The sequence below is a fragment of the Pradoshia sp. Z6_59 genome (assembly GCF_058267515.1).
Map to the genome: position 1 here is coordinate 25,030 of NZ_JBZCPP010000029.1, position 10,867 is coordinate 35,896.

Consider the following 10,867-nt stretch of genomic DNA (forward strand, 5'->3'; position numbering starts at 1 on the left):
GACTAACGTGAAGCATTCTAAAGTAAAAGAATGTCCTCAATGTGGTGAGAAAGAGCTGGGGATCGGGAAACATACCGGATATGGAGTCATGTACCCCAAAAATAAAGTGAGTATAGGTTCAGAGATCGAATACATGATTTGCACGGAATGTGGATTTATCATTGAAGGCTATGTAAAAAAGCCGGAGAAATTTAAAGAAACACTTTACTAAAAAGGTAAACAGTTCATTCACAAAAAAGGTCTTTCCAAGTGTTTATGGAAAGACCTTTTCGTATAAATTAGTTTATTGGAGCTGCTTCTTTTACGGATGCTACTCTAAATGTAGTTTGTTGGCTTCCTAACATAGGAGAGTCCTGTTTAGCTTCATCCGGTTTGCCTTCCGGACGTTTGTGCGCTTTTTTGAAGGAGTCGCTGTTTTTCCAGGCAAGGAAGCTTTCCTCATCTTCCCAGTACATATTGACGCTCATCTCATCATATTCTGTCAGGCCCTCTGTAAGTAAAACCTCTACTTTAACAAATCCTTTGAATTTATCTAATTCGTTACCGGAAGTGAAACGGCCTGCCATTTTTTCTGCGAAACCTGGTTTGGTTTTAATTTTGTTTTGAACAACAATCATGTGATCATTCTCCTTTTATTTTTATTTTTCTGGAAAATATATCAGATTACTTCATTGAAAATCACTCTTACACTGCTATTATATACCTTTTTCGAAGATTTTGAATTCATTATGCTTTAGGATTTGCTGATTATGGCTCTAACATATTTTTTCTATATGATTGAAAGCATTGCGTGATGAAATAACCAACTTAGTTCATTCATCATCCTTCTATATGACCCTTCAAATAGATTATTACTCAATTTTTCTATTATTTTTGTAAAAAGGCTAAAATTAAGAGTTTTCGAGACTTACGAGTCAAAATTGAGTGACTAAACGGCTGTATAAGCCAGATTAGTCTAGTAATCCAGCCGATTTTCACCGGAATTGAGCGGAAATTGATATTAATTGAGCGGAATTCCATATAATTGAGCGATTTTCGTAATAATTGAGCGAAACTCAAAATAATTGCTCGAATTTACTTATTTATGAGCGAATTGAAAAGGTGAAAAGTGAAAATAATAGTAGATGAATGCATTTGGCGACTGTCTTTAAAACGTTTTCGTAAATTTTTATGGTGAACTATGTCCGTTGTCTTAAAGTATTTGCACGCTTGCATGCTCTTATACATAAATTGTAAATAATTTTCCATTGAACACGAACGTATATTCGCTTATCATTAAGAATATAATAAAGACGAACATACATTCTATTTAAAAGAAGGTTTTTAACATGATTGATTACAGTACTTTACCGCATCATTATGTTATGTGCGTGGATATGAAAAGTTTTTTTGCCAGCTGTTCAGCAGTGATGATGGGACTGGATCCGCTTGAATGTTATTTGGCTGTGGTGAGTGATACGGAACGGAGCGGCAGTGTGGTGCTGGCTTCATCTCCCAAAATGAAGAAAGAGTTTGGCATTAAGACAGGCTCTAGATTGTTTGAGATTCCGGATGATCCGCGCATTATAAAGGTTAATCCTAATATGGCTACGTACCTGCGTATCTCTACTGAAATCAGCCGTTTATTCAATCGATATGTACCTAAAAGTGCGATTCATACGTACAGTGTAGATGAAAGCTTCTTAAAGGTGGATGGGACGACTCGTCTATGGGGAGATATCGTAGAAATTGCTGAAAAAATCCAGGATGAAATCGATCGGGAATTCCAGCTTCCATGCGCGATTGGGATCGGTCCGAATATGCTGCTTGCTAAGCTGTGTCTTGATTTGGAGGCCAAGAAAAAAGGAATCTCCCAATGGACCTATGAGGATGTACCAGAAAAATTATGGCCCTTATCCCCCTTGAGCGAAATGTGGGGAATTGGAAAGCCGATGGAAAAGAAGCTGAATGGAATGGGGATTTTTTCAATCGGTCAATTGGCGCGTTATGATTTGGAGACGCTTGAAAAGAAGTTTGGCATTATGGGCAATCAATTGTACCACCATGCCTGGGGTGTTGATTTATCGGATATCGGTGCTCCGATTATGGAAGGGCAAATCAGCTTTGGAAAAGGTCAGGTTTTACTGCGTGATTATAAAAAGCCTGAGGAAATCAAGCATGTCATTCTGGAAATAAGTGAGGAAGTAGCAAGAAGAACACGTGCAAGCGGGATGGCGGGCAGAACCGTCAGCTTGGGGATTTATTATAGCCAGGATGAATTTGGAGGTGGATTTCATCGCTCTATGACAAGAGAAACACCGACCAATATTACGATGGATATTTATGAAATGTGCTTAACCTTGTTTGAACGGTTTTATACAGGCAAAACAGTTAGGAAAATTTCTATTACACTTTCGAATGTTATCCCCGATCGAGAGATGCAAATCAGTCTATTTGACCAGGATAGCTGGCGCAAACGTGAGCTTGGCTTTGTGATGGATCGAATGCGTAAAAAATTTGGATCCAATGCGATTTTACGTGCCGTATCGTATACAGAGGCAGGAACGGCCAAGCATCGCAGTACTTTGGTCGGAGGACATAGAGCATAACAGACAAGTGAAATGGAGGCTACAGGGAATGATTCGAGATCGCGGAAAAATGAAATGGACATCAATGATGCTGCCGGAGCATGTAACAATGCTTAGAGAATGGGCACATGAGGACAGCTATGAAACAAGGAATGAGCTTGATGAACAGCAAGTGGAAGCGATGAACACGATAATTATGGAGGCCTTGGAATATAATAAGCCGGTGGCGATCCGCTATTACCGTACAGCCAGTCGCCGGTACGGGACGGTGGAAGGAAGCATACATTATTGCAATGAACAGGCTCAAAAGCTTCATCTCGTTGATGAGGATGGAGATGCTTGTTTTGTATTTTATCAGGAAATTGTGGATGTACAATTGAAAGATTGATGGCCAAGCAATTCGCTATAAGGTTGTGCATATGTTGGTTATGGCTCTTCTTTTTCTTCCTAAATAAACCCTATTACCCAATATTGAGTAAATGAAAACGCAAATATTAGACAAATTACCACAAAAAGTTTACTATGTATATAGACCTAGAAGTGAGAAATATACAGATAATAAATTTTAACATCGATTTCGGTTCTGATAACTTTGCCATGGGATATCAAAACAAAAGGGGTAAAAGAAAATGGAAAAAGAAAAATACAGCACGATTTATCAAGCGCCTTATGGAATGGTTATAGGAGAATTAAAAAAAGAAATGACTAAAGAAGATGCTGTAGCATTAGGGCAGAAATATTGCGAAGAAAACGGTTTCAGCTATAAAGGTACGTATACTGGCGATGAAGCAGTGGCGGCTTTACAAAGTTTAATACAAAAACATACGAGAGCAGTTCATTAAACTGAACGTTCATTTTTAAAACATAGAGGCAGTATTCATTGAATGCTGCTTTTTTTTATTATGAATTTAGCTTATTAAGAGGTTTGCCGGTTGAGTGAAAACGGGAACCTATGAGATAAATAGAGAGAAAGCATGGTGGACAACAATGGAAATTACATGGACAGACGCAGCGTTAGAAAAGGTAAAAGACAAGCTGACAGACCAAGAAGGCGTTTTTTGCTTGAAGTATGAAACAGACGGCTGTGGCTGTGTAGTAAGCGGTGTAACCAATTTATATTTTGTTAAAGAAACTACTTCTCAGGAAGTAGAATGGGAAACCAACGCCTATCCTGTATGGTTAAATAAATATCATGAAATCTTTTTGGATGAAAAGCTTATTATTGATTATTCCAGCAGTACAAATAGCTATCAGCTGAAAAGTCCTAATCAGTATTTAAACCCAATGATGAATGTCATCATTCAATAGGCTCGATTATGAGCATAAAAGGTTCAGTCAGAAATTTTGACTAAACCTTTTTTTTAACGAAAGCAAAGGGAAATCCCACTCATTTTTTTGTATAAAACACCTTAGAAATAAGCAGCCCAATTACGCCAAGTATGATAAATAATATCGCCTTCCAAACTACATCTATACCAGATAGATCGTAGAAAGTAACTTTTAATAGCGTAATAAACAAGAATAGTAAGCCGATGTTTTTCCAAACCTTTTCCTTGAAGTAACTAAATAATCCGTATGTTACTCCAACGATAATGATCCAGGATAATGATAAGCTGGTATTCATCATCATTAGAGAAGAACCGTCTGTGAAATAGTATGTCATTTTGCTTATAAAGACGATCAGCAATACTTCTATTATATAGGGTAAGGTGGATTTCATTATATTTCTGTCGAAGATTTTTGTGATTGCTTCTTTTATATAGAGAACAAAGAAGAAGCTGATTATGATCATCCATGCAACAACAGTTTCTAGTGATAGCATATTTCCTGGCTTGTCGAATAATTGTACTAATACGGAAAATAGCAGTATTACGCTAGCTATTGTCCCTAAAATACTCTTCCTTATTTGAGCAAAATAATAAACCAATATGGCTTGCAGCGTAAATAAGATTAATTTTGATGATGGATCAATCATTATATCGTTTAGCAGTATAAATAAGTAGAACATCGAAGTAACAAAGAAAATGTTTTTCAGTTCAGTGTGATTTTTATTTTTTACGTAACTAAGCAAAGAATATATGATGGCCATTATGGAATAGAACGTGTATTGGTAGCTTGGTGTTTGATCAAACACATCAACTCCGATTAAGAGCATGAATAATGAACCGATCGTGATAGCTGGAATATACATATTTTTATCAAATATGTTGGTTGTTCTAAATGTTAAATAAATAATAAAGAAATGCTGAATAGCGATCGTTAGGAACGTTAAGATTGAAATTTCCCCACTGCCTACTATTCCAAAAAATAATACAGTGAACATAAATGCATAGTTTGCTACATTCCAAGTGATTTTATATTGCCCTCTAAGAGATTCTAGTATTAATCCTATAAATACAGCAGTTTCGTATGCATAAAATACATATTCATTCCCTTTGTCTCCTGCAAATAGGAAAGGGTAAAAATAAGCACCTACTCCTATAATGGTAAGCAAGGATTGAGATTTGTATTTTCTTGATAGATAAACTCCTATATAGATTCCGAGCGCTAATAAACATACAGTCGCATAGAATGGGATAATGTGGTACAAAACATTACCGGAGAAGACAGATATAAGATAAACAATTATACTTCCGCCTAACAATACGATGCCTAACGTATTCTTCGCCTTTTTATATTGCCTTTCTCCAATCATATATAAGAATCCAGCTAATAAGAAACCAACTATTACGCGAACCACGGGATTAATCCATCCGTTTTCAGATGCTGCCATAAAAGCCCAAATAACACCTAAAATAAACACGAATATAAATATTCTGGGTAACCAAGTTGAAATCATCGCTTCAAAGCTAATTAATTCTTTTTCTGGTTTTATTTCAGGATTTTTGTAATTTCTTTTTATCTCAACCTTTTCACTTTTGTTTTCCACATTAAGATTAACTTCATTATGTATGATCCTTAACTCTTTTTTTAACTCCACTAACTCTTCTTCCATATATCTTATTCGTTTGGATAAATCATAAATTTTATCGTCCAACCATTCCACCTCTTCTCTGTTTATTTATTTACACACCCCGAAATTCAGATTTTTCAACATTTCACCTTCCTTATTATACCAGTCTCTTTGCTGTAAACATATGCTAAAAGGAGGTGTATGTTATTACGTTTCGTATTCTAATGTGTTTATTTAAATTTTCCCTTTTTCACTAAATAGGTCAAAGAGTATGGAAAAAACAACTTTAAGTATTCAGATTATTGTGTTAATATTAATTATCTTTAAATGGAAATTTATAGGAGGTTTATTATGTTAGTCTTTGTCCCGGTTGGTTTAGGTGTAATTAGTGGCCTTATCCTTATTGCTATAACTTATTTTCTTAAGAAATATCAAAGCTCTTATGTAAAAATCCCACCTTTATTATCCCTAATAACTTCTGTTGTTATTTTTATCATTAGCTTTCAAGTAAGAGGTTTTGAAGGTGCTGCATACGGAATACTTGCAATTACTCTTTTATTTTTTACACCATTTATCTTTGCTATGTCTTCTATAGGCAAAAAAAAGGATGTATTCTTGTAAACAATGATTAAATTGTTAGATGTTGAGAATAAATGTATTTAAACAAACAGGGCATTGATCCAAGAAGGTCAATGCCTTTTTATAATGGGCATATAATTGGATTGGTAAAGATCAACGAAGTATCAAACAAACAGGGCTTAATAAAAGAACTCATAAGATAGGATATCAAAGGAGAATCTAAATAATAGAATTGCTTTTTCAACATGGACAAATTTTCAGTGCGAGTATGTACCGAAATGGTAATTATATTTGAGGAGATGTGATAAATGCTTGGTATTTTACTTTTGATTTTGGGCTTGGCGGCGTATCTATATTTTAAGCGTCAAAAAGAAAGCCCAGTAAATCGAGATCAACAAACGACGCGTGAGGCTGAACCAATAAAACAAGAACCTATACAGACCGTTATGCCACCAAAAAATGAGACTGCACAGCACGCTGAAATTTTAAAACAAGAGCAAGCTCCGGTTGAACCTATTGAATCTGTTGAACAATCAAGCCCGAATGAAAAGTTAGAAAAAGAAACCGTTACCGTTACATTTTCAGATGGAACAACTAAGGAATATAACCTTAACTTAACACTTAATGACACCCATCTTTGCTTGTTATCTGACGGCGGGAAAACGTATCATACACACGTTAATTGTTTTAAAAATTGGCCTGCTGAATATCAAGAAAATTTTAAAGGATGGAAAGCAATAACAACAGATGAAGCAGAAAAAATGGGCTACAGAAAATGCAAGTATTGTAATGAAGCTGATCGAACAGAATGGGACTATTATAAGGACAGTAAACCCCTTAAAACTTTCACTGTCACTCATAAGGATGAATTTGCTACTACAGAGATTTATAACGTAGGTAATGAAGTGAATACGGGCTATGATTTTGAAAAGGACAAAGACACGTTAGAAATAGACTATGAAGAAATTTGTTATATGCCAAAAAGCGCAAGAGATTTCTTTGATGAGAATTACGGCGATTATAAAATGTTTGTGTTAGATGTGTATGAAAATGACAATGGAAAAGTGAAGCTTAAGATTGGAATATTTAAGGAATTAGGGAAAAATTATTGATGATAAAGCATTAAACCGCCTAATGTATAGGCGGTTTTTATTATATGTAGAGGTTATCCTTAACAGGTCTGTTGTGAAGTACAAAAATGAACCTATTTATAACGTAAAAGTCGGTATCACGATGCTAATCTTTCTATATTAAAAAATGGGAAAGCAAAAGCTATCAGGTTTTTAACGTTAGAAGCAATTTGCAGTGCTTTAGATTGTCAGCCTGGTGATATTATAGAATACAGTCAAGAAGATACAGAGTTGTTAAATGAGTGAATTAATGTACTAAAATTAACGGATGGAAAACCTAAAATCAGGGCTGTCATTTAGACAGCTTTTTTCTTTGTGGATTATTTGATTATATGTACAACATTTCTGTTTCATAATTAATTATATTAAAACTTATGAGGTGTTGATCCATGAAGGATTAATGCCTTATAGTGTTGAATTTCTTATGGAAGTGCATGGGCAGGTTAGTTGAAGAGTATAGTTTATTTTGGATCAACAATCAGGATAATATTGCAAAATTCTAGAATCTCGTTGCAAAAATACATTAAGGAGCTTAGCGATGGAAAAATGGGATTTATATGATAAACATCGTAATAAAATAGGCAAACAAATAACTCGTGGAGAAGAAATGACACCAGATGAGTTTCATTTAGTTGTACACATTTGTATATTTAATTCCAATGGAGAAATGCTCATTCAACAACGTCAGTCTTATAAGCAAGGTTGGTCGAATCTTTGGGATATCACTTGTGGCGGTAGTGCTGTTGCAGGAGATACAAGTCAGCAGGCTGCTTCAAGAGAGTTATTCGAGGAGTTGGGTATTCGTTATTACTTTGAAAAGATACGTCCACAATTTACAATTAACTTTGAACGTGGATTTGATGATTATTATTTAATTGAATATGACTTAGATTTGAATGAATTGACGTTACAGACTGATGAGGTGCAAGCAGTAAGATGGGCTTCAAGGGAGGAAGTCTTAAAGCTAATCGAACTAAAAAAATTTATACCTTATTATGAAAGTATTATTGCATTCCTTTTTGAGAGTCGAAAGCATTATGGCTCTATTCGTTTTTAAATAAAACATGCAAGGAATCAACACATTCCTCCATATACAGCTTTTTTGTTGAGATCCTTAAGAAAGGTAAGGGTCAGGTTAGCGGAAGTAGGAAATCCATAAAAGGACATAGTTATCTTAAGGATATATCTAACTAATTACGATATAGGGGTAGACCATATGAATCTAACAGTAACAGAATGGTTAGAGCAAGAGGAATTAAGTGAAGATGAAATCGATTTCCTTTTAACATTTATACCAAATATCTCTGTGATAAAATCACAACCTGCTAAAGCAGTAGTCATTTATGAGTTAATGAATAGACAGTTTCCAAAGGTTAATTTAAAACCGGAAGAGAACTATCAGACTATAATATGTTTGAATTTATTATTCAAACATACACGGTTAACAAGATTTCTGTAAGAGAATTATTAATTCGTATGTCTGCACAAAAAATATATAAGCCTTTATGTGATTTTTTTCTTCAATCGGAGATATAGATATTAGCTATTGGTAAGAAGGCTTTTATTTTATTTAAATCCTTATTGGAGAAAAGGGGTAGGGTAGTTGAATAAGCTTTTACTGAATCATTTCTAAAATTAGATATTCATAGAAAGCTTGATTTGAGTCACTAACATTAAGAAACTGTAAATATAGAGCTTGGTTAATACATAGCTTATAGTAATACATCATTATTAAAAAGGGGCATTCAATTGAATTCTATGAAATTTAGTATTAGTCGGTTGCTTTTATACTTTTTACTCTTGTCATTATTTCTCTTTGTTTCAGGTAATGTCGGGCAATATTTGATGGAAACTCAAGGTATGGATCGACAAATAAGCATGCTTCTACAAGGAGTAATCTTTACTGGGTTAACGCTTATAGTACTTTATATATTTAAAAGACAAAAACCGGACTTGATTAAAAATATTGGCTTTAAGGGTGTAAATTCAACATCTAGATTAATCGTTGGAATCGCATTGCCGTTTATATTAGTCATAACAGGAATTATAACAGCTTATTTATTTGGTGGAATTGAAAATGTCAGCGTGAACCTGACAACAAGTGTTATAATTTCCATTTTAGTCAATACAGTGACAGCATTTATGTATGAAGCATTTCCAGAAGAAGTCTTTATCCGTGGACTAATCTTTGAAGAATTGCATAAGAAATTTCGCTTCATCATCTCGTTAGTTTTACAGCCGTTAATCTTCATTTGTGTTCCAGTTACGGTGATGGCATTGGAGTCAATATTCTTTAGTGAGCCATTTACAATAACTATAGATTATATTATATTGCTCTTCACATTTGGGATTGCCCTACAGTTATATAGAAGATATACAGGAACAATATGGATGAGTATAATCTTCCATGTTGTTTATCTTGAAGTGACTAGATATATATCCATGGGAGGTATGTACGACAAAGACGTCGCTCTTTTAATGTTCGATGAGACATTTGGTGGATTCATGGCTCTATACTTGTCATTTTTGTTTATAGTGGTATTTAGTGTAGTGGTGCTGTCACTTTTACTACTAATGGATAAAAGAAAAAATAGGTTATAATAACTAAACTGCTATTTCTAGTTAAGAATTATATATAATTTAGTTTGTAGAAGTATTGTACTTAAACAAACAGAGGCATTGATCCAAGAAGGATTAATGCCTTTTTCTGTTGAATTTCTTATTGTAGAAACAGGGCAGGTTAGCGGAAGAAGGATTAATGTCCTTTTTGTTGAACTATTCTAGTAGTAACGTAACAGGTTTTAGAACATTTAAACAACTATTCTTAGTGGATTTGAAGGATGGTTTTCATTATATAGCCAACTTATATAGTTTAACTGGAGGCAGAAGTATGAAGGGGACGGAGTTTTATGCTTATCACATTGTTACTAATAAAGAAATGAATATCGGACAGATCATTAACTTTGATGGGAACCAAAAAAATACCTTATATCGTTTCTTTTTTGAAAGAGAAATATTTAATTCTAAAGACGAAGACATTTTCCAAACTTTATACAATCATTTCTCAAATGATGGACTGCACTTGGATAAAGAGGATGCCAAGATAGTTGCAGATTATACGGATCAAACAATTAGAGCTATCAGAGAAGTAATAACAGAGCTGGTTAGGCTGCAAGAATATCCTGAATATCCGTCAAGATTATCTTGCTTATACGCAGCGAAAAGCTATGATGAAGCTCTGAAGTGGAAAGAATTATTTGATACTTACAATCGAAAAGTTATTCAGATTGTAAAACTACGAGTAATAGGAAATTATTTTGAGGGTGATGGAGACCTTTTACCAAAAGCTGATGGAGTTTCTTTTTCTAGAAAAATTGAACAAGCCAGAGAATATTGGAAAGGTAATGTAAAAAATGAGCTTCCTGAACTACTGATTAACGGAAAAATTGAAGTTGTGGAAATTATACACGACTACGTAGTTTAGTAGATATAGCAAGAGAAGATCGGGGGAATTTTCTCTCAAATCAAGGATATCAAATTGATGGTCATATCTTATGCTGCTAAAGGGGCAGGTTCGTATTATATAGTTCAGCCAGAACTTTCTGGTTGAACTTTTTTCATTTGAATTTAATCTATCA

13 protein-coding genes and 1 pseudogene are annotated in these 10,867 nt (G+C 34.3%); 12 read left to right on the forward strand and 2 right to left on the reverse strand.

What is annotated here, in order from left to right; translation table 11 throughout:
* Positions 1-7 precede the first annotated feature (7 nt).
* Complete coding sequence (locus tag AC4D4B_RS18790; RefSeq protein WP_491000784.1) at positions 8-211, forward strand: transcription initiation factor TFIIIB; 204 nt, start codon at positions 8-10, stop codon at positions 209-211.
* Between the two features lie 67 nt (positions 212-278).
* Here the strand turns inward: AC4D4B_RS18790 and AC4D4B_RS18795 are convergent, their stop codons facing one another.
* On the reverse strand, positions 279-617 hold the full coding sequence (locus tag AC4D4B_RS18795) for a heme oxygenase (protein ID WP_490996305.1): 339 nt from the start codon (positions 615-617) through the stop codon (positions 279-281).
* 711 nt (positions 618-1,328) lie between these two features.
* Here AC4D4B_RS18795 and AC4D4B_RS18800 point away from each other — a divergent pair.
* From AC4D4B_RS18800 to AC4D4B_RS18815, 4 genes are all read left to right on the forward strand, one after another.
* Positions 1,329-2,588, forward strand: coding sequence for a Y-family DNA polymerase (locus AC4D4B_RS18800; RefSeq protein ID WP_491000785.1), 1,260 nt, complete (start codon positions 1,329-1,331; stop codon positions 2,586-2,588).
* A 28-nt stretch (positions 2,589-2,616) separates the two neighbouring features.
* Positions 2,617-2,955, forward strand: coding sequence for a YolD-like family protein (locus AC4D4B_RS18805; protein ID WP_490996307.1), 339 nt, complete (start codon positions 2,617-2,619; stop codon positions 2,953-2,955).
* Positions 2,956-3,196: 241 nt separating this feature from the next.
* Complete coding sequence (locus AC4D4B_RS18810) at positions 3,197-3,409, forward strand: hypothetical protein (RefSeq protein WP_490996308.1); 213 nt, start codon at positions 3,197-3,199, stop codon at positions 3,407-3,409.
* Positions 3,410-3,554: 145 nt separating this feature from the next.
* Positions 3,555-3,875, forward strand: a complete 321-nt coding sequence (locus AC4D4B_RS18815; RefSeq protein ID WP_491000786.1) for an iron-sulfur cluster biosynthesis family protein — start codon at positions 3,555-3,557, stop codon at positions 3,873-3,875.
* A gap of 79 nt (positions 3,876-3,954) precedes the next feature.
* Here the strand turns inward: AC4D4B_RS18815 and AC4D4B_RS18820 are convergent, their stop codons facing one another.
* Entirely contained in the window at positions 3,955-5,604 is a 1,650-nt protein-coding gene (locus AC4D4B_RS18820) for a DUF2339 domain-containing protein (RefSeq protein WP_490996310.1), read from the reverse strand.
* Between the two features lie 267 nt (positions 5,605-5,871).
* On the opposite strand from AC4D4B_RS18820, the gene AC4D4B_RS18825 reads away from it, so the two are divergent.
* The 7 genes and pseudogenes from AC4D4B_RS18825 to AC4D4B_RS18855 all read left to right on the forward strand — a co-directional run bounded on the left by AC4D4B_RS18825 (position 5,872) and on the right by AC4D4B_RS18855 (position 10,713).
* Positions 5,872-6,141: a YesK family protein gene (locus tag AC4D4B_RS18825; protein ID WP_491000787.1), complete on the forward strand. Its 270-nt coding sequence runs from the start codon at positions 5,872-5,874 to the stop codon at positions 6,139-6,141.
* Between the two features lie 266 nt (positions 6,142-6,407).
* Positions 6,408-7,211 (forward strand): hypothetical protein, encoded by an 804-nt coding sequence (locus tag AC4D4B_RS18830; RefSeq protein ID WP_491000788.1) that lies wholly within the window; start codon positions 6,408-6,410, stop codon positions 7,209-7,211.
* 55 nt (positions 7,212-7,266) lie between these two features.
* Positions 7,267-7,475, forward strand: a pseudogene (locus AC4D4B_RS18835) (helix-turn-helix domain-containing protein).
* 292 nt (positions 7,476-7,767) lie between these two features.
* Positions 7,768-8,286, forward strand: coding sequence for an NUDIX hydrolase (locus AC4D4B_RS18840; protein ID WP_491000789.1), 519 nt, complete (start codon positions 7,768-7,770; stop codon positions 8,284-8,286).
* A 159-nt stretch (positions 8,287-8,445) separates the two neighbouring features.
* Positions 8,446-8,688 (forward strand): hypothetical protein, encoded by a 243-nt coding sequence (locus AC4D4B_RS18845; protein ID WP_491000790.1) that lies wholly within the window; start codon positions 8,446-8,448, stop codon positions 8,686-8,688.
* Positions 8,689-8,987: 299 nt separating this feature from the next.
* Positions 8,988-9,830 (forward strand): CPBP family glutamic-type intramembrane protease, encoded by an 843-nt coding sequence (locus AC4D4B_RS18850; protein WP_491000791.1) that lies wholly within the window; start codon positions 8,988-8,990, stop codon positions 9,828-9,830.
* Between the two features lie 289 nt (positions 9,831-10,119).
* A complete protein-coding gene (locus tag AC4D4B_RS18855; RefSeq protein WP_491000793.1) occupies positions 10,120-10,713 on the forward strand; it encodes a DUF2441 domain-containing protein in 594 nt (197 codons plus the stop codon).
* Positions 10,714-10,867 lie beyond the last annotated feature (154 nt).